Raw genomic sequence first — 18,785 nt, 5'->3', positions numbered from 1 at the left:
TGGCGTTGGACGCCAGCACGTCGAAAAACCGCCCCTCAACTCCCAGGCGCCGACCCCGCCCCGCTCACGATCCCCGAATCCCCCTGCACCAGCGCCAACGTGGCATGCACCTGAGCCAGCGCGGCAAGCGCATGCGCCCTGGCCACCTGCTCGGGCGAAATATCGGAAGGAATCACCGCCCCGCTCCAGATGCGCAGCTGCTTGGTCGCGGCGGCCAACAACTCTTCAGCCTGCCCGGCATGCTCTTCGGGGGTCATACCCCCAGCTTCCCAGGACCCCTCCCGCCCCCAAACAGCCGCCAGCCCCAATCCAACCGGGCCTCGCAGAGGCGATCATGAAGCTACTTGGGGCGCGGATGCACGGATCTGCCGATGACAACAAGATGGCCAACAAGCTCATGGTCGGTGAGCACGAGGATCACCCTCCCGGGATCCATTCGCCACCACTTACGGCTATCCGAATACTCACTATCTGCTATTCGCATTTGTGTGATCCCGCTCAACCCGACAATGGCACACCCGCCCTTCCGATCATGGGAGTCCCTGAGAAGAATCAAGGAATGAAATACGTTCAGCTGGAGATTTTCACGACCGTTGAACTGGCGTGGATGCGTGACCCGGCACGACGCCGGAACTACGCTGCGGCAACCGAAGAGTTCCGGCGTGAGCACAAGGTTCGGCGGGCTTTTGGAAAAGCTCTCGGCCACACCACCCGGCTACGGCGCGACTCTCCCGAAGCCCGGACACCGGACGGCAAGCTGATATGGATCGAAGCCGCACGAGCACTGTTCCGTGAGGCGAACTCCTACCGGGCGCAGGCCGTCGCCGAGTTTGAGCGCGACCGCAGGCGTGCCGCCGGTGACCTGTTCGACTGGGCCCGGTTCACCCACCGCTGGCTGGTGAAGTACGCCGCCGACTACTGACCCACGAACACCGGACTCTGCGTCAAACCCGGGCCTTGACACGACAATCAACGCGCGCACTTGAAAGCAGGAAACTCAAAGTCCACGACCGGCGGCGAGTCCGGCAGGAATGGGAGCGACGTGGGCGAAGTGACGGCTTTACGCGTACTAGCCGGACGCAAGCAGGAATTCCTGCGGAACGGAGGAAATCCTACGCGTCTTATTCACGAGGCCCGCCGCAGGCAAGGCGTGCCCTGTCTCAGTAACTCGTCACCGTGCGTGAACGATGGGGCTGACTGACGACCCCTGAGCGGGTTCTTGGTCGAGGTGGGGCCCAAAACTCGCGAACATCGAAATAGGTGAGATCTCGGTCGTGCTGAAAGTCGCGAACATCTGGCGCCCGGCCCCGTGAACAAAACCACCTGCCGCACCACAACGCCTGAAACACCGCCCACGCCCCCAGGCGCACCCACCGCCACTCGAAGCGCAACCACCGCACCGTGGGGGTCCGGGAGGCTCGGCCCCCGGAAGCCGACATAACAAAAAATCCCCGTCCACGCTATCCGCGGACGGGGATCACCCAATTTCGGGTGGAGCTGAGGGGACTCGAACCCCTGACCCCCACACTGCCAGTGTGGTGCGCTACCAGCTGCGCCACAGCCCCTTGCCTTGTGTTTCCGGTTCACCCGGGCACAGGAAGAAATAGTACACACCCCCGGAGGGCCCGCCGCAGGGGGTCCCTCCGGTAGCCACCACCCCCACCAACCAAACCCGGAGTACCGGCCCCCGCTCAGTTCAGGGAGACGTCGGGCGGGAAGTGGGCGACCGCGGCGAGGATGTCGCCCTGGCGGCGGAGGACCATGGCCCAGAGGTCGTCGGGGCGGTGGACGAAGGGGTCGCCGGGGAGGGCGTCGAAGACGAACCAGGAGCCGGAGGCGACTTCTTCTTCGAGCTGGCCGGGGGACCAGCCGGAGTAGCCGGCGAAGACCCGGATGCCGGCGATGCTGTCGCGGATGCGGTCGGGGTCGGCGGAGAGGTCGACCGTGCCGAGGGCGCCGGCGACCTGGTGGAAGCCGGAGATGCGTTTTTTGACCTCGGGGCGGGTGCGGGCGAGGCAGATCGCGGATTCGGGCTGGACGGGGCCGCCTTCGAAGAGGACCGCGGGGTCGCCGGCGAGTTCGCCCCAGCCGCCGAGGACGTCGGAGACCGGGACCTCGGTGGCCCGGTTGAGCACGACGCCGAGGGCACCGCCCGTTTCGTGGGCCACGAGCAGCACGACCGTACGGTCGAAGTTGGGGTCTTTCAGTGTGGGAGTCGCGACCAGGAGCTGACCGGTCATCGACTCCACTGACCGACCTCCGATGCGCTGCTCTTCACTGAACACAACAGCCTCGCCTTCGCGCCATGCTTGGACATTAGCTTGCAGTCCGGCCAGCGATAAGGGCTGCGGGTGAACGAGCGGCTCCGGGGGTGGAGATCGACGCCATCGGGGTATCGCCGGCGGCGGCGCCCGGAGCGGGTGGCACCGTGTCACGGCCATGACAGAGCGTCCACGGATGCCGGCAGGGCGGGTGCGTGCAGGCCGGTGGCGCGGCTCAGCAGGGTGAGGACGTGTACGGCGAGCAGGTGACCCGGTAGTCCGTCGCGCCCGCGGTGTCCACTGGTCAGGTCGTGGTCGAGCAGCACTTTGGTGTCGGCCGTGTTGGCCTGCTGCAACGCCATCGACAGTTTCCAGGCGTGCCACGGCGGCACCCGGTCGTCGTTGGCGCCGGTGGCGAGCAGGACGGACGGGTATCGCCGGTTCGGGCGTACCTGGTGCAGCGGTGAGTAGGTGACGAGCCAGCCGGCCGCGGCCGGGTCGTCGGGGTCGCCGTATTCGCGCAGCCAGGTGCCGCCCAGGCCGCCGAGGTGGTAGCGGAGCATGTCGGCCAGCGGTGCCACGCCTACGACGGCGGAGAACAGCTCCGGTTCGCTGGTCATCGCGGACGCCACCACCAGGCCGCCGTTGCTGACTCCCATGGCGGTGAGCTGACCGGCCCGGACGTAACCCTGGTCGGCGAGGTGCCGGGCGGCCGCACGGAAGTCGGCGACGGTGTTGTGCTTGCCCGCGCCCCGGCCGGCCGCGGCCCACGGTTCGCCGCGTTCGCTGCCGCCCCGGGCGTGCACCCAGGCGACCCGTCCGCCGGCGTCCAGCCAGGTGGCGAGCATCAGGTCGAAGCCGGGTTCGAGGCTGATGCCGAAGCCGCCGTACACGGTCATGAGGGTGGGTCTGGTCCTGATCGCACCGGCGTCGGGTTCGGCGACGGTGATCGGCACCTGGGTGCCGTCGGCGCTGACCGACACGAATTCACGCAGCGTCGAGTGTTCGACACCGGGCATGGTGAGCGGGTCACCGGCGGTGATGCGGTGCAGCCACGCACCGTATCGGGGGTCCTCGGCGAGCATCCACGCGGCGTCACCGAGCCGGCCGGGACTGGGGGCGACGTCACCGAGCTGTACGGCGGCCGGCCACCGGAACGAGCCGGTGAGCCGGGGCGGCGGTCCGGGGTCCCAGAGCTGGACGACCCGGCTGGTGCTCTCCCTGCGCAGGAGCAGCAGGGCGGTGCGGCCGTCGGGGCCGCGCAGCAGCCGTACGAGTCCGATCGTGCTGCCGTCCTGCGGGCCGAGCACCTGCTCGGGCAGTACCGGGCGGCCGGCTTCCAGGGCGGCGAGCTCGATGCCGATGACGTCCGTTCCCGCCAGGTAGAGCCGCCCGTTGTCCATGCCGGTGTCGGCGATCCCGGTCAGGGGCACCGGTACGGCGATCCAGTCGAGCTGGGCGCCGTCGCGCCACCGGGCCAGCCAGTACGCGGCCGGCCGTCCCGCGGCGGCACGGACCTGCAGCAGCAGGCGCGTACCGTCCGGGGTGGCGGACAGCCCGGCACGCACCGGGCCGGGGATCGGCAGCCGCAGTTCAGTGATGTCGCCGTCGGGAACCCGCAGGGCCCGCAGGCGGTGGTCGGCGCGGGTGCCGCCGGTGTACGCCAGCCAGTCCCCCAGCCACGTGACCGCTGCGTACGGCGCCGCGTCGGGCAGGAACCGCACGGGATCGCCGGTGATCGAGTCGTACAGCCAGAGCCCGCCGCCCTCCCGCCCGGCCTCGTGGATCTGGACGGCGACCAGGATGCCCGTGGGGTCGACGTTCCACCCCGCGAGCTTGCCGCGGGCGCCGGCCCGGGTCGGGTCGACGAGCACCTTGCGGACGCCGGCGAGCTCAACCGTGATCACGTGGTCGGTGTGTTGCGTACGTTCCTGCCGGAAGGTCCGGGGTCCGCGTTCGACCGGGGGCCGGACCGGGAGGCCCGCGGTGCGCCGCTGGGTCTCCCCCAGAGCATCGGCCCAGCCGTCCCGGTCGGTCCCGGTCATCTCCTTCCACAGCTCGTTCTGCTGGTCGGCCAGCCATTCCTGCGTCCGGGGGTGGTCGGGGTCCTCGAGCCACCGGAACGGGTCGTCAGTCACGGGACACCGCCACGGCGAGCTCGGGGATCTGTTCCGGCAGTTCGGCCGGGGACGTCTGCGAGGTCGCCCGGAGGATCACGGCGGCACCGACGAGAGCGAGGATGAGGACGATCGCAGCGGCACCGAACATCGTCGGCGCGACGCCCCAGGCGGCGACGGTGAACCCGGCGATGATCGGCCCCAGCGGGCCCGCTGCCATGGCGAGCAGCCCGATCGAGCTGTTCACCCGCCCCTGCAGACCGGCCGGGGTGAGCCGGATCTGTTCGGTGCTGACCACCACGTTGACCACCGGGCCGGCCGCGGCGGCGAGCCCCAGCACGACGGCGGAGGGCCATCCGGTGGGGACGACCAGGAGCAGCAGCAGTCCGACGGCGACCAGGGCGGTGCCACCCGCGACGCCGATGGCCGGCGTGAACCGGCTCGCGATCGGTGCCGCGGCGATGGCGCCGGCAAGGGCGCCGACCCCGATCGCGGCCATCTGCACGCCGACGGCCAGGCCGCCCTTGCCGTTGTTGTGCGCGGCGGCGACGAGGATGACGAGCAGCGAGTTGAACACGAGGTTGAGCAGGGTGGCGTTGATGGCCACATAGCGCAGGAACGGGGACTTCAACACGAACCGCAGTCCCTCACCCGCGGCTTTCAGCACCGGCTGCGGTTCGCTGTCGGCGGGCAGGGCGAGACGGAGCGCCGCCATGCACACCGCCGCGAACAGGTAAGTGAACGCGTCGATCACGAACACCGTGGTGGCGTCGAAGGCCACCAGCGCGCCGCCGAGCACCGGGCCCGCCACCATCGCGACCGCCGCCCGGCTCTGGATGAACGCGAGCGCCTTGGGCAGCAGCGGTTCGGGGACGACGCCGCGAACCGCCGCGCTCTCGGCCGGCGCGAGGCAGCTGCCGACCGCGCCGACCACCACGGAGGCGAGGACGAGGACGAGCAGGCTGGCCGCACCGGCTGCCAGCGCGACGGCGAGCAGCGCGACGGCCGTACCCGCGATGAGGTTGGCGATCACCATCAGCTTGCGCCGGTCGACCCGGTCGACGAGCACGCCGCCCGGCAGCCGGGTGGCGACCGCCGCGGCGGCCATGGCGAAGCCCACGATCCCGGTGTGGGACAGGTTGCCACTGAGTTGGAAGGCGAGGACGGGCATGGCGACCACCGAGGCGGCGGTGCCGATGGCGGACGCGGTCTCCCCGCCGAACAGCAGCCAGAATCTGCGGTCGAGTCGTGCGTCGGTCATGGTGTTCCTCCAGTTCGGTCGTTCACGGCGTTCCTCCTTCGGCTCGCTCCGTCACGGGACGGAGGGGGCGGGCGGCCAGGACGGCGGGAATCACCGCGGCAAGACCGCAGATCAGTGGGATGATCACGACGCCCATGACGTCGAGTACCGGCAGTGCGCGTCCCGTGGCCCGGGCCAGGGGCAGCAGGCCGCCGATGCCGACGAGCAGCCCCAGCACGATGCCGATGGCCGCCGCGGCGAGCGCTTCACCGGCCACCAGGCGCAGGAGTTGGTCCTTGCGACCGCCGAGCAGGCGCAACGTACGGTTCTCCGGTCCTCTGTCCGCCTGAGCGAGACCGGCGCTGTTGGCCAGCGAGAGCACGGCGTAGCCGGCGAGCACGAGCGCGATGATCAGCGGGGCGAGGCTGTCGGCGCTCTCCCGGGGATCCAGGGCGTCCAGATAGGTGTCACGATCGATGACCGCCGCTCCGGGCGTGGCCGGCCAGGCGGCCGGATCACCACCGAGCAGGATCATGGCGAGCATCGGGTCGGGGCTGTGGGCAACCGCCAGCTCCATCGGCAGCAGAACCCCGGCAAACCCGAGATCGTTTCCGTACGTCGTGACGAGCCGGAGGTCGTGCCGGGTGCCGTCGTCGAGCAGCAGCGGAACCTGCTCACCGATGTCCCACTTGTGCTGCTTGGCGATGTCCTTGCTGGCCGCGAACGTGTCGCCGGTCAGCGCGGTGAGCCCACCGGCAGCAGACCCGAGATCCAGCAGCCCGGCCAGCGCTGCGCCGTCCGCCCCGGCCGCGGCGATGCCGGTCGGACCGCCCTGCGACGTCTCGGCTGCCGGCTGAATCGTGGTGTCCAGGAGCCGGGCCGCCGTGCCGGTGTATCCGGCGGGAAGGGCGAGCGGCAGGCCGGCCGACCCGGCGGGCACGACGAGATGACCGGCCTGTACGCGCTGGGTGGTCTGCTCGACCACACCGGCGTCCAGCGTCCGCGGCGCGCTGAGCAGCGCGGTGCTGAGCCCGACGGCGAGCAGTGCCGGACCGGCCAGACCGGCCGTCCGCAGCGTGGACATTCGCAGGTTGGACGCGATCAGGTGCCCGACGCCCCGGTCGAGGCGGGCGACGAGCCCGGCCAGCGGCGTGAGCAGCGGAGTCAGCCACGGGCTCAGCACCGTCAGCGCGGGAACCAGGATCAGGACGGACACGGTCGCCGCAGCGCCCATGACGAGGGCACCACCGCCACCGTTGACCAGCATCGGTGCGGCGCCGAGAGCGAGCAGGATCAGGCCGATGAGCAGCCGCGAGAACCGCCGCCGCAGCTTCACCGCGCCGGAGCCGCTGTTGAGCGCGGCTGCCGCGTCGAGCCGGCCGGCCTGCCGGGCACCGCTGAGGCTCGCCACCAGGGTCAGCGACACGGTCAGCAGCACCGCGAGGGCGAGCGCGCCCACCGCGGCACCGCCGAGCGACACCGCCGGGGTGTCGGTGGGCAGGATGTCCGCGTCGACGAGTGCCGCGCGGGCCAGTTTCGCCCCCGGGAGTGCTCCCAGCAACGCGCCGAGCAGGGCCACGGGCACCGCGATCAGCGCCGCGTCGCCCAGTACCATCCGGCGCAGCCGCCCGCTGGACACGCCCAGCGCGCGCAGCACGGTCAGCTGCGGCGTCCGCTGGCTGGTCCAGAGCGACATCGTCGTTCCGAGCACCGTCGCCGCCGACGTGATCAGCGCGAACAGCAGCAACGACAGCAGGTTGATGCCGCCACCGATCTTGTTCTCGGTGACGCCGGTGTCGCCGGTCCTGTAGTCCTCGGGGGCGAGAACCCGCAGGCCCGGGAGCCCGGCGCCGAGTGCGGCCCGCAACTCGGCCGCGTCCTGCCCGGCGGCACCGGGGACGAGGATCGCGTGGGGCAGCGTGCTGCCGGCCATCGTGGCGAGCTCCGGGTCGGCGAGCAGCAGCACCGGGCCGCCCGCTGCCGTACCTTCGGATGCGCGCAGGATGCCGGAGACCCGGCGGCTGACGACGCCTGCCGCGCTCACGGTCGGCACGCTCGCCCCGACGTCGATCCCGGCCTCGGCGGCGGTCGCCCCGTCCACGACCAGTTCGTTGCCGGCCGGGGCGGCACCCCGGTCGAGCTGATAGCCGTCAGCCACGGCGGCGGAGAAATTCCAGGCCCGGGTGGTACGCCCGTCGACGTCGGGCAGCAGCGCGTCACCGCGCACGATCGACACCGTACGGTCGCGGTATTCGACCGCCTGCTGTGCGCCGGAGACGGCCCTGACCCGCGCGAGGGCATCCGCGGGCAGCGCTCCCGCCACCTGATCGTCCGGTGTGGTGGCGACGACAACCGCGGAGACCGAGCCGAGGCCGGCCCGCTCGGGCTGCTCCCAGCCCGCGAGCGTGGTGAAGAGCAGTGCGGCCACCCCGACCACGACTGCCGTGACGAGACAGGTGATCGCGACGCCGAGGACGCGCCCGGGACTGTGCCGGGCGTCGCTGACGAAGAGCCGGAGGCGTGCGCTCATCGGTGCGACACCACCCGGTGCGCGATCTCCTCGGCGGAGGCGCCGTGCAGTTCCGCGCTCAGGACCCCGTCGAACAGCAGCAGGACCCGGTCGGCAGCGGCCGCCGCGGCGGCGTCGTGGGTCACCATGACGATCGTGGTGCCCTGCTCGGTGGCGAGGCGGCGCAGCAGGTCCAGAACCTCGCGACCGGCCTCCTGGTCGAGCGCACCGGTCGGCTCGTCGGCGAAGAGCACGACGGGCTCGGTGAGCAGCGCGCGGGCGATGGCGACCCGCTGGCGCTGGCCGCCGGAAAGCTGGGCCGGGCGGTGCTTGAGTCGCTCGCCGAGGCCGACGAGGTTGAGCAGCTCGACGGCACGCCCCCGCAACGCGGGCCGGCCGGCGAGACGCGCGGGCAGGTAGACGTTCTCCACCGCGGTCAGCGAGTCGATGAGGTTGAAGTGCTGGAAGACGAACCCGACGCGGTCTCGGCGCAATCGGGTCAGCTGCTTGTCGGAGAGGTTGTCGATGCGCTGACCGGCGACTTCGACGGTGCCGGTGGTGGGCCGGGTGAGACCGGCCGCGCACATCAGCATGGTCGTCTTGCCGGAGCCCGACGGTCCCATGAGGGCGGTGAAGGTGCCGGCCGGGAAGGCCGCCGACACACCACTGAGGACAGCGGTGGCGTCCGCCGCGCGTCCGTACCGTTTGGTGACATCCCGCAACCGCAGCGCGGGTGGGGCTTCGACGAGGGTCTGAGACATGTTTCCTCTCCCGGGTTTTCTTGGTCTTTTCGCGCGTTTCCCCGGGGGTGCGGGCTCGAAAGTCCGCACCCCCGGGGATAAACACACCGGCTGTTCAGATGATCAGGAGCAGTTGAAGAAGCTGAATGAGCTCCACGGAGCGTCCTCGGGACGGGTGTCCTCCGTGGTCTCCTGCAGCGACAGGACGGCGTTCATCTTTCACCCCCCTTGCCGGATAAATCCGTCACGGCTCTGTCGGATCAGTGGCAGTTGAAGACGGAGAGCGAGCTCCACGGGGCGTCCTCGGGACGGGTGTCCTCGGGGGTCTCCTGCAGCTTCAGGATCGCGGTCATGTCAGTACCTCCAGGTAGAAAGTGGAACGGTGGGTGAAGGGGTTGCTCAGTGGCAGTTGAAGACGGAGAGCGAGCTCCACGGGGCGTCCTCGGGACGGGTGTCCTCGGGGGTCTCCTGCAGCTTCAGGATCGCGGTCATGTCAGTACCTCCAGGTAGAGAGCGAATCGTTGGGTGAACGGGTGATCAGGAGCAGTTGAAGATGGAGAGCGAGCTCCACGGAGCGTCCTCGGGACGGGTGTCCTCGTTGGTCTCCTGCAGCTTGAGAATGCTGGTCATGTGTTTCACCTCCTCGCGGATCTCGACGCGGCTCGGGCCGGCCGGCCTAGGAGCAGTTGAAGAGGCTGATCGAGCTCCACGGGGCGTCCTCGGGACGGGTGTCGTCCGGGGTCTCCTGCAGCTTCAGGATGCTGGTCATCTGTGTCACCTCCTCCGGTGTCTCGAAGCGATGTGGGCCGGTGGGCTCACGAGCAGTTGAAGAGGCTGATCGAGCTCCACGGGGCGTCCTCCGGGCGGGTGTCGTCCGGGGTCTCCTGCAGCTTGAGGATGCTGGTCATGTGTTTCACCTCCTCTCGGTGTCATGGGGTGGTGCCGGCCGGTCAGGCCACCGGCTCGACCGGGTGGTGCGCCACGGGGGCGAGCGCACCGGGAAGGGCGGCCCTGTCGGGCTCGTCAGCTACGGTCAGCGCCAACAGGGCGCCGGCCGAGCCGGTGGCCAGATCGGTGGAGAGCCGGATCAGCTGGTCTCCGTGCAACACTCGGCCGTTACCGACCGGGGCGGCGTGCAGGGACAGCAGCCGGCGTTGGTCCGCCAGAGCCTCGTGCCAGTCCGGCCACCGCGTCGCCACGTGGGCGAGCAGGTAGACGATTCCGGCACGTCCGTTGAAGAGCCCGCCTTGCGCCATCGCCTCGACGGCGCCGGCCCGGGCAGCGGCCAGGACGATTTCCGTCACCGGCACGCGGGTCTCGGGTGGGAGGGCGAGAGCGGCCAGTGCCACTCCTGCCGAACCCTCATTGAGGTACGGAAGCAGCTTGCCGTCCGTCAGCAGCTGCAGCGTGCCCTCGGCTCGCCGGCCATGTCTCAGGTCGGTCAGCAGCGCCTGCTCCGCGAGCTCCGTCCACCGAGGATCACCGGTGAGCAGCGCGCAGCGGGCGAACAGCACCGCCGGTCCCGACCAGCCTCGCATCAGCCCCGGTCGGCGCAGTGCGTCCGGATCGCCGGCCTGGTCCGCGACGGTCTGCGCCAGGCGTAGCCCGTCGCTCTCCCGGCCGACGTCCAGCAGCAGCTGGGCGAGGCCGGTGCGGCCGTCGTAGAGGCTGGCGGATCGCGGTGGCGGGCGGTCCAGGATCCGGTCGATGAGCGCCCCGGCCTCGTAGGTCGCCCCGAGCCGGTGCAGCACCAGGGCGCCGCCGGCGAGGCCGTCGTAGAGCCCGGACGGTGTGTCGGGTCCGGCTCTGCGGCAGGCTTCCGCCAGCCAGTCGAGATGATTGTCGGGTACGCGTACCTGGGCCGCCTGCAGCGCGAGCAGCACACCCGACGCCCCGTAGGCCAGTCCTACCGCACCACCGGGCCGGTCCAGTCCGATGTCACCCGGATACAGCCGGTCCGGCCGGCCGAGGGTGGCCGCGGCGCGGATGCCCTCGATCAGGTCGGCCGCCGCCGGTGGATCCGGCGGGCCGCCGACTGCAGCGGTGTCCTGTAGTGCCGGGGCGCGGCGCAACCCGTCCGTCATCTGCTGGACGGTGCCCGCGCTCAACCCGTACGTCCGGGCCGCCAGTGTCAGCAGCGAGCCGGCGATCGCAGGCTGCTGGGCCATCAGCGCGGTCATGTGACCGTACGAGGTGAGCCGGCAGCAGGCCAGCGCGAACAGGTCGGCGTCGCGGGCACTGGTGAGAGATGGATGGCTGAATCCCGGCGCACCGAGCGCGCCGTGATGGGGTCCGTCGATGTCGGCGGCGAGCTCGAAGTCGAGCAGCACCACCCTGCCGTCCGGTCGCAGGACGATGTTCTGACTGTGCAGGTCACCGTAGGCGACACCGGTGGCGTGCAGTTCCAGCAGACATCGCTCGACCTCGTCGAAGATGGTGGTCACCCTGGCGGCATGGGTGCGCAGGGCTTCCGGGCCGGGCCGGTGCCGCAGCAGCGGCAGTTCAGCTCCGAGCCAGGCGGCGACCGTACGCCCCTCGATGTACTCGATGACCAGGTATTCGTGTTCCCAGGCGGTGAAGTAGCCGTACACCTCGGGAACGAAGTCGAGATGCCCGAGCCGTTCGAGGGTCCGGTGCTCGTTGCGCAGCCGGTGCACCGCGTCGCGGCCCCGGGCGTCGAGCCCGGCGTGCGGCCGGGCCTCCTTCAGGACGACGGTGCGCCCGTCCGGCCCCTCGGCCAGGTAGACACCCCCGGCGTTGGAGAAGTGCAGGGCCTTGGTGACCACGTAGTCACCCACCCGCGCCTCGGCCGGCGTCTCGTCCAGCGGTGGCCAGAACTCGGGCAGCGTCACACCGTCGGGCAGGGTGAACCCGGGGGTCCGCCGGTCGGGGACGAGCGTGCCGGCGGCATCGCGGAGCGCCGCGACCTTCGAGCCGTCCGGTTGCTCGCACCACATCGGTACGAAGGCGCCGTACCGCAGATAGACCGGGCCTTCCCGGAACCGCAGATCCGAGAGGACGTACGGGCCCGGCGTGCCACCGAGCTCGGTGTCGAGCGCCGCGACAACGTCGTGCAGTTCCGCGGCGGTGCGGGGATAGACGGTGACGACCTTGCCGCTCGAAGCCCGCGGCGCGTACTTGCTGTTGGTCACCGTCACCACGAACCGGCTCCGGAGGAACTTCCACGGCACCGAGAGGCGCTGACAGATCGCCCAGACGGCGTCGACCAGCTCACCCGCCCCGTCCGGGGTGGCGCTCAGGTGCACCTTCCAGCCCTGGTCGGGCACCGGTACCCCGTCACTGGGCAGCATCACCGTCCAGACGCCCTGCTGCTCGCGCCGCCACCCGTCCGGCACGGCCCGGGTTACCGCCGGCAGCCGCGTCGAATGGTCGTTGCAGCGGGCCAGAGGCTCATAGAAGCGCTTATCGGATACTGCATAAGATTCATATCTGAGATCCATGTCATTCCTCCTTTCCGATGCCGTTCGCGGATCTTTGTGATGTCGTCAGCAGCACCAGACCTCGCCCTCCCCCGTGGCCGAGACAACCGGCTTGACCTGCGGGTTAACCGGCGCCTGAGCACCGGAGAAGACCAGTGCCGCGATCAGCGCGGAGACGATGGCGACCGTTTTTGAGCGCGACAGAGCTACCTTCGACATCTGAATTACCCCCGTGAATGCTGCGAGTTCCCGTTTTCCGTTTCGGCGTCTCGCTTCTGGAACCAATACTGGTCCCCGCAATGGCATGCCGGAAGGGTTTAGGCCTTGCACGGACACGCCATGACACGTCCCTGTCACACATGTGCAGCCGGCCGGGTGCCCGAGCCAGGAGGAAACGGACCAATCATCGCCACGCACGGGGTGCGGTAAAACGCAACCCCGGAAAGTCAATGGACGGAACGGCTGGTCCTACCTAGACCTTTACCGAATGCGGGGTCAGACCACAAGCCCCATCAGCGGTTAAGATACGACAGGTCCCACCGGGGGGTGACGCTCCGCTAGAAAGGGCATCAGTGGACGCAAAGAGGGCATCCGAATCCGTCCCGCAGCAGACCCTGGACATCTACCGCACGCTGCGCCTGCGCGAGGACGAGGGTGTCGCGGCGGTTCTCTCCTCCTTGGACCTCACCGAGGGCGAGGAGTCCGACGCGGTTACCGTCCTCAAACAGTTGAGCCTGCTCACCGAGCGCCAGCAGACCGGCGAGCTCGTCCTCGTCCGCCCCGAGGCGGCCCTGCTGCGGGTGGCCCACGAGAGCGAGACCGTCTACGGCGAGCTGCAGAGTCAGCTGAGTGACAACTTCGCGCTGGTGCGGCGTCTGGTCGACGACTTCATGCCACTGTCAGTCCAGGACCCCAGCGACACCACCATCCAGGTGATCACCGATCCGCACCGGCTGGCCGTCATCCTGGACGACTTCACCGAGCACACCCAGCGCGAGATCCTCTCCATGCACCCCGGGCCGCTGCCGTCGAAGGCCATGGTCGAGGACGCGCTGCCCCGCAGCCAGATGCTCGCCGAGCGGGGCCTGCGCATGCGCAGCATCTATCTGCAACGGCTCATCTCGGCGAGCTACGTCCTCGACAATCTGCGCCAGCTGGCTGACCTCAAGTACGAGATCCGTATCGCCTCGCTGCTGCCGGTCCGGCTCATCATCTCCGACGGCCGCCAGGCCATCATCCCGGTGGATCCCGAAAATGGCCGGGCCGGTGGGATTCTCATTTCAGGAACCCTTTTCGTACGTTCCCTGGTGCGCATCTTCAATTATTTCTGGGACAGTTCTTCCAGTTTCGACGAGATCTCGAAGAGCCAGCTCAGCGTCGACATGTCCGTGGAGGAGCAGGCCGTCCTGCGCATGCTGGCCTCCGGCGTCAAGGACGAGAAGATAGCCCGCAGCCTGGGAGTTTCCCTGCGCACCGTGGCCCGCATCGTCGCCGACCTGATGACCCGACTGGAGGCCGAGAGCCGTTTCCAGGCCGGCGTCCGCGCCGTTCAGCTCGGCTGGCTCTGACCGCACGAAGAAGGCCCCCACCGCATCGGTGAGGGCCTTCGTTCATGACGGGACTACTTGGTGATTTTCACCGTGTAGACCTTGTAGGCCGAGGTGTTACCGGCCTTGTCCTGAGCGCGGTAGGAGATCTTCAGGGTGCCCTTCGCGACACCCTTCAGGCCCGTGCTCCACGCACCCTTGGTGTTCGGGGTGACGCTGATCAGCTTGGCCTTGGCGAGCGCCTTGCTGTACGACGTCGTCTTCACCCACTTCGAACCGGTGTAGTAGTACCACTTGCCCGAGCGCTGCTCGACGAGCTTGACCTGAACCTTGGCGACGCCCAGGCCCTTGTCCGCCGTCGTGCCGGTGACCTTCTTCCACGACGACACGTGGCTCGCCTTGGCGGGCGCCTTGACGCTCACGGTCGGCTTGTAGGTGTCCTTGGTGACCTTCACCGAGCCGACGGCGACTGCCTTACCGGCTCCGACGGCGTTGTACGGCGTAGCCGTCACCTTGAACGTGCCGGCCTTGACGTACTTGTGCGCCACCGCGGAGGTGTTCGGCGAGAACGTCGACGTCGCGCCGTCGCCCCAGGCAACCACGATCTTGCTGGCGCCGGTCACGCCCTTGATCCCGACGGAGACCGACTGGGTGGCCCAGATCGAGGTGGTGCTCAGCTTGAACTGACCCGGCTGGGCCGTCACCTTGACCGTGGCGGCCTTGACGACGCCCGTGTTGCCGGCCTCGTCGGTCAGCGCGACCGAGACCGCAAAACTGCCGGCCTTGGTGTACGCGTGGGTCGCGCTCGTGGCACCCACCGCAAGCGTCTGCGGCGCGCTGCCGTCGCCCCACGTGATGACCCGCTTGATGTTCGCCGCCGCGGTGGTGTCGTCGGCGACCTTGACCTGCGTGAGCTTCACCGTCTGGCCGGCCCAGAGCGCCGCGGCGCTCAGCGTGTACGTGCCGGTCGGGGCGGTGATGTCGAGAACCCCGGCGGCGGAGCGCGGTGCCGGGTCGGCGGTGATCGGGGTGTGCGCGGCGAAGTAGTTCACCAGCATGGTGAGGTCGTTGTCGCCGGTCGTGATCCGATCGGTGCCCTTGCCGAGGGTGAGGAAGTTGTCGCCACCCGCGGCGAGGAACGAGTTCGACGTGACCCGGTAGGTGCCGGCCGGGTTCAGCGTCACGCCGTTGAGCTTCAGCGACGACGCGATGATGCGCTCACCGCGTGCCTTGGCGACGTCGTAGGAGTAGGTGAGCCCCTTCGACGAGCCCAGGTGAAGCACCGGCCGGGAGGCCCCGTCCGGCTGCCACTGCTCTTCCAGTACCTGCTTGATCTGGGCACCGGTGAGCGTCTGGGTCACCACGTCGTTGGCGAACGGCTGCACGGCGAACGCGTCGGAATACGTGACGGTGCCGTCGGTGCCGTACTTGAGGTCCGCCCGCAGGCCGCCCGGGTTCATGAGGGCGATCTGCGCACCACCGCGACCCGCGGCGCTGGTCTGGTCGAGCTGGACGTCGGCGATGAAGTTGCCCATCACCGATTCGGCGCCACGGTCCTCGGCACCGGCAGCGGTGTACGCCCGGTTGATGTCGGCCGTGATCTTGCCGAGCGGCTGCTTACCGAGCTCGGTCGCGGTCGCCTTCGCCTTCGCCACGATGTCCGCGACGGCCGGGTCCGGCGTGTAGCCCGTGACGTTGAGCAGCTCGGCGGTGGACGCGGTCACCGACTTGGTGGCCGGGTCGTACGTGAGGACCGCCTTGCCGAGCCGGACGCCGTAGTCCTCGGCCTGGATGACCGGGCGCTTACGGTCGGTACCGGGGACCGGGACCTCGAACGCGTACGGCTGGTGCGTGTGCCCGCTCAGAATCGCGTCGATGTCGGCGCTGACCCGGGTGAAGTCCCCGAAGACTGGGTCGGCCTGCAGGGCTTCCGCGGTGCTGATGTTCTCGGTCGCCGCGCCCTCGTGGGCGAGCAGCACGAGCACGTCGGCCTCGCCGTTCGCCTCGTTGCCGTCGGAGAGCTCCGTCGCGAGCTTGTTCGCCTCGGCCACCGGGTCGCGGAACTCCACGCCCTTGATGCCGTCCGGGCTGACCAGCGAACCGGTCTGCTCGGTGACGACGCCGATGTAGCCCACCCGTACGCCGCCGAGCGTCTGCACCGAGTAGCCGGGCAGAACGCGCTGGCCGTCCTTGTAGACGTTGGCCGCGAGGTACGGGAAGTCCGCGCGGTCCGAGACCCGGCCGGTCAGGTCGGCGAGGCCCTTGTCGAACTCGTGGTTACCGACGGCGGAGACGGCCAGGCCACCGGAGTTGAGCGCGTCGATCGTCGGGTTGTCACCGTCGATCGCCGAGATGAACGTGGACGCGCCGATGTTGTCGCCGGCCGAGACCCACGCGGTGTTCGGGTTCTGCGCACGCAGCTGGTTGACCGCACCCACGAGCTGGGCGGCACCGCCGACCCCGGCGGTCGGCGACTCGAGCCGGCCGTGGAAGTCGTTGATGCTCAGCAGCTGCAGGTCGACCGGGCCGGCCGCCTTGGTGTTCAGGCCGATGACGACCGGGTCGTGGTCGCTGGCGCGGTACGGGCCGTCCTCGTAGAACGGTGCGTAGCCGTCGTACTCGTACGCGAACGACTCGACGGAGTTGATGTTCCAGATGTCGACGCCGGTGACCCGGTCGGCGAGCGACGGCGTGGCGAACGCGTGGTCGAGCGAGCCGGACTCGCCGCCGAAGACGTACGAGTTCTTGCCCGGCGCGAACGTACTGTGCAGATCGGTGTAGCCCTTGTCGTACAGGACCTGTACCGGGTCCTCCTGCGTGTAGGCGTTGAAATCACCCAGCAGCAGCACCTTGTCGGTCTTGCTGTCGGCCTTCACGCCGTCCACGAACGTCGCGAGCGCGGCGGCCTGACGCTTGCGGTCGCCGTTGTACGGGCCCTGCCCGTCACCGGTGTCGACGTTGTCGCCGGTCGGGGCGACCGAGGCGCTCTTCGACTTGAGGTGGTTGGCGACGACCGTGAAGTCGATCGTCCCGGAGGTGAACGTCTGCGCGATCGGCTCGCGCGCGTTCGCCCACACGGTCTCGTCGTTGACCGAACGCGAGGCACCCTTCGGGGTGACCTTCGCCGGCTTGAAGATGATCGCGGTGGTGATGTAGTCCTGCTGCGCGGCGCCCGGCAGCTCGGCCGGTGAGCGCACGTAGTCCCAGGTGCCCGCGCCGTCCTTCGCGTTCAGCGCACCGACCAGGGTCTTGAGCGCCAGCTGCGGGTCGTTCGCCTCGAACCGGACGGAATTCTCGATCTCCATCAGCGCGACGACGTCGGCATCCAGCGCGGAGATCGCCGAGACGATCTTCGCCTGCTGCTTCGCGAGCGCGGCCGCGTCGGTCGCGCCCCGGGCCTCGCCACCGAAGTGGACGAAGTAGTTCAGGACGTTGAAGCTCGCGAGGCGGATGTCACCGCCGACGTCGACCGGGTTGGCCGTGCGAGCGTTGGTGTCCGCGAACGTCGTCCGCTGGGCCGCCGGGGTGGTCGCGTCGACCGGGGTGGCCGGCTGCAGACGCCACTCGGCGAACCCGTACGACAGAACGACCGGACCGAACGCGGCGACCGTGTCACCGACGCGCAGCGGGTCGTCCTTCGCCAGGTACGGCGGGGCGAGACCGGCGGTCGAGAGGTTCGTGGTCTTGCCGTCGTCGAGCAGGATCCGGTCGAGCTTGTTGTCGGCCTTCACCTTCGCCGCGGCGTCGGTGCCGGGCCGCGCCACGTCGGTCGGAACCTTCGCCGGCTTGTCGCCACCGGCGAGCACGATCTCGCCGTAACGGTTGGTGTTGTAGACATCGGAGACGGCGTACGCCCCGGACGGCGCCACCAGCATCGACTCGGCGGACTCGCGCGCCGCGTCGTCGAGCGGGAGCTTCAGCGCGACGGGCGTCGGCAGCGTCGCGTCGTGCGAGCAGACCTGGGTGTCGGTCTTCGCGGCGAGGGTCAGCTCCGTGAAGGCGTTGTACTCACTCGGCGTACCGCTGACCCGGACGACGTCACCGATCGCCACGGCCGGCAGGTTCGCCGCGACCGCGTACACGAAGAGACCGTCGGAGGCGGTGCCCGCGGCAACCGGCCGGTTCCCACCGGAGCCCGCGGTCTGGATGTAGAAGCCGTTGTAGCCACCGGTGCGGTGGTCAGCGGTCACGACGCCCTCGACGGTGACGCGGGTCCCGGCGAGCGGGGTGTCCGCACCGGTGCCCTGCACCTCAGCGATCGTGTGATCCGGCGTCACGGTGCAGTCGGCCGGCTCCTCGGGATCGGGATCGCCGGGTGTCCCCGCCGTGTTGAGCGCACCGAACGTGCTGGTCAGCGGGCCCTGCCACACGCCGTTGATCTTCTGCAGCGACTGGCCGACCGGGGCACTGGTCTCGCTCACCCCGATGTCGACGCCGGTCTTGCCCGCAGCCGGCCCCCCGACCGCGGTGAACGTGCCCTCGTAGGTGAGGAATTCCGCGACCGTCCCGTCGGCGGCGACCAGGGCCACACCGTCGGGCGCGCCGTTCTGAATCCCGTCCACGCCGTAGGTCTGGACCTTCACACCCGCGGCGGGAACGACCCCGCTCAGCGCCTTGGTGTCGTAGGCCGCTCCACCGTTGCCGTTGTACAGCACGATCTGCCAGCCGGTCAGATCGAAGCCCACGGGCGCCTCGACCTCGATCGACTCGCCACTGTCGGTGCCCGCGTTGTCGTAGTGGATCTCACTGATGAACGGCGTGGTCCCGGCTTCCGCAGCGCGCGCGGGGGAACCGGTGAAGCTGAGGCCCAGCGCGGTGGCTACCGCAGCGGCACCCGCTTTGCGCATATATCGACGCATAGAGATTTTTCCTCCGAGGACTGGTATCCGCCGGATCGTAAACACATTGGATGACGTTCCTTTCTCACTCAG

13 protein-coding genes and 1 tRNA gene are annotated in these 18,785 nt (G+C 69.5%); 2 read left to right on the top strand and 12 right to left on the bottom strand.

Annotation, left to right across the window (positions count from 1 at the left end; translation table 11 throughout):
* Positions 1-35: 35 nt before the first annotated feature.
* Positions 36-257 (bottom strand): hypothetical protein, encoded by a 222-nt coding sequence (locus Aco04nite_RS12935; protein ID WP_212997479.1) that lies wholly within the window; start codon positions 255-257, stop codon positions 36-38.
* A gap of 77 nt (positions 258-334) precedes the next feature.
* On the opposite strand from Aco04nite_RS12935, the gene Aco04nite_RS12930 reads away from it, so the two are divergent.
* Positions 335-922 (top strand): hypothetical protein, encoded by a 588-nt coding sequence (locus tag Aco04nite_RS12930; protein WP_212997478.1) that lies wholly within the window; start codon positions 335-337, stop codon positions 920-922.
* 570 nt (positions 923-1,492) lie between these two features.
* On the opposite strand, the gene Aco04nite_RS12925 is transcribed toward Aco04nite_RS12930, so the two are convergent.
* The 10 genes from Aco04nite_RS12925 to Aco04nite_RS12880 form a co-directional block, all read right to left on the bottom strand.
* Positions 1,493-1,565 (bottom strand) — tRNA-Ala (locus Aco04nite_RS12925).
* A gap of 126 nt (positions 1,566-1,691) precedes the next feature.
* Positions 1,692-2,240 carry a YqgE/AlgH family protein gene (locus Aco04nite_RS12920; protein WP_212997477.1) on the bottom strand — a complete coding sequence of 183 codons (549 nt, stop codon included), beginning with the start codon at positions 2,238-2,240 and terminating at the stop codon, positions 1,692-1,694.
* A gap of 191 nt (positions 2,241-2,431) precedes the next feature.
* Entirely contained in the window at positions 2,432-4,399 is a 1,968-nt protein-coding gene (locus tag Aco04nite_RS12915) for a prolyl oligopeptidase family serine peptidase (RefSeq protein WP_212997476.1), read from the bottom strand.
* Positions 4,392-5,639: an MFS transporter gene (locus tag Aco04nite_RS12910; RefSeq protein WP_212997475.1), complete on the bottom strand. Its 1,248-nt coding sequence runs from the start codon at positions 5,637-5,639 to the stop codon at positions 4,392-4,394. Before Aco04nite_RS12910 ends, Aco04nite_RS12915 begins: the two co-directional genes overlap by 8 nt.
* A gap of 22 nt (positions 5,640-5,661) precedes the next feature.
* Positions 5,662-8,148, bottom strand: a complete 2,487-nt coding sequence (locus Aco04nite_RS12905; RefSeq protein ID WP_212997474.1) for an FtsX-like permease family protein — start codon at positions 8,146-8,148, stop codon at positions 5,662-5,664.
* Positions 8,145-8,888: an ABC transporter ATP-binding protein gene (locus tag Aco04nite_RS12900; RefSeq protein ID WP_203843784.1), complete on the bottom strand. Its 744-nt coding sequence runs from the start codon at positions 8,886-8,888 to the stop codon at positions 8,145-8,147. Before Aco04nite_RS12900 ends, Aco04nite_RS12905 begins: the two co-directional genes overlap by 4 nt.
* 102 nt (positions 8,889-8,990) lie before the next feature.
* Complete coding sequence (locus Aco04nite_RS12895) at positions 8,991-9,083, bottom strand: class III lanthipeptide (protein ID WP_203843783.1); 93 nt, start codon at positions 9,081-9,083, stop codon at positions 8,991-8,993.
* 321 nt (positions 9,084-9,404) lie between these two features.
* Complete coding sequence (locus Aco04nite_RS12890) at positions 9,405-9,497, bottom strand: class III lanthipeptide (RefSeq protein WP_212997473.1); 93 nt, start codon at positions 9,495-9,497, stop codon at positions 9,405-9,407.
* Positions 9,498-9,817: 320 nt separating this feature from the next.
* Positions 9,818-12,328, bottom strand: a complete 2,511-nt coding sequence (gene lanKC, locus Aco04nite_RS12885; RefSeq protein WP_212997472.1) for a class III lanthionine synthetase LanKC — start codon at positions 12,326-12,328, stop codon at positions 9,818-9,820.
* Between the two features lie 45 nt (positions 12,329-12,373).
* Positions 12,374-12,526, bottom strand: coding sequence for a hypothetical protein (locus Aco04nite_RS12880; RefSeq protein ID WP_203843780.1), 153 nt, complete (start codon positions 12,524-12,526; stop codon positions 12,374-12,376).
* A gap of 353 nt (positions 12,527-12,879) precedes the next feature.
* Between Aco04nite_RS12880 and Aco04nite_RS12875 the strand changes: the two genes are divergently transcribed.
* The gene (locus Aco04nite_RS12875) at positions 12,880-13,875 is read left to right on the top strand and encodes a helix-turn-helix transcriptional regulator (protein ID WP_212997471.1); all 996 of its coding nucleotides are present in this window, start codon (positions 12,880-12,882) and stop codon (positions 13,873-13,875) included.
* Between the two features lie 53 nt (positions 13,876-13,928).
* Here the strand turns inward: Aco04nite_RS12875 and Aco04nite_RS12870 are convergent, their stop codons facing one another.
* Positions 13,929-18,701: an ExeM/NucH family extracellular endonuclease gene (locus tag Aco04nite_RS12870; protein ID WP_244875950.1), complete on the bottom strand. Its 4,773-nt coding sequence runs from the start codon at positions 18,699-18,701 to the stop codon at positions 13,929-13,931.
* Between the last annotated feature and the right edge of the window lie 84 nt (positions 18,702-18,785).

Origin of the sequence: Winogradskya consettensis (assembly GCF_018332715.1) — a bacterium.
Classification (GTDB): Bacteria; Actinomycetota; Actinomycetes; order Mycobacteriales; family Micromonosporaceae; genus Actinoplanes; species Actinoplanes consettensis.
Note: the sequence above shows the minus strand (reverse complement) of the source record. Positions and strands in the feature narration are given on the sequence as shown.

Coding starts and splice junctions, on each gene's coding strand:
- Aco04nite_RS12900 (WP_203843784.1), bottom strand. CDS start 8,888: ATGTCTCAGACCCTCGTCGAAGCCCCACCCGCGCTGCGGTTGCGGGAT.
- lanKC (WP_212997472.1), bottom strand. CDS start 12,328: ATGGATCTCAGATATGAATCTTATGCAGTATCCGATAAGCGCTTCTAT.
- Aco04nite_RS12935 (WP_212997479.1), bottom strand. CDS start 257: ATGACCCCCGAAGAGCATGCCGGGCAGGCTGAAGAGTTGTTGGCCGCC.
- Aco04nite_RS12870 (WP_244875950.1), bottom strand. CDS start 18,701: ATGCGCAAAGCGGGTGCCGCTGCGGTAGCCACCGCGCTGGGCCTCAGC.
- Aco04nite_RS12880 (WP_203843780.1), bottom strand. CDS start 12,526: ATGTCGAAGGTAGCTCTGTCGCGCTCAAAAACGGTCGCCATCGTCTCC.
- Aco04nite_RS12905 (WP_212997474.1), bottom strand. CDS start 8,148: ATGAGCGCACGCCTCCGGCTCTTCGTCAGCGACGCCCGGCACAGTCCC.
- Aco04nite_RS12910 (WP_212997475.1), bottom strand. CDS start 5,639: ATGACCGACGCACGACTCGACCGCAGATTCTGGCTGCTGTTCGGCGGG.
- Aco04nite_RS12895 (WP_203843783.1), bottom strand. CDS start 9,083: ATGAACGCCGTCCTGTCGCTGCAGGAGACCACGGAGGACACCCGTCCC.
- Aco04nite_RS12920 (WP_212997477.1), bottom strand. CDS start 2,240: ATGACCGGTCAGCTCCTGGTCGCGACTCCCACACTGAAAGACCCCAAC.
- Aco04nite_RS12890 (WP_212997473.1), bottom strand. CDS start 9,497: ATGACCAGCATTCTCAAGCTGCAGGAGACCAACGAGGACACCCGTCCC.
- Aco04nite_RS12930 (WP_212997478.1), top strand. CDS start 335: ATGAAGCTACTTGGGGCGCGGATGCACGGATCTGCCGATGACAACAAG.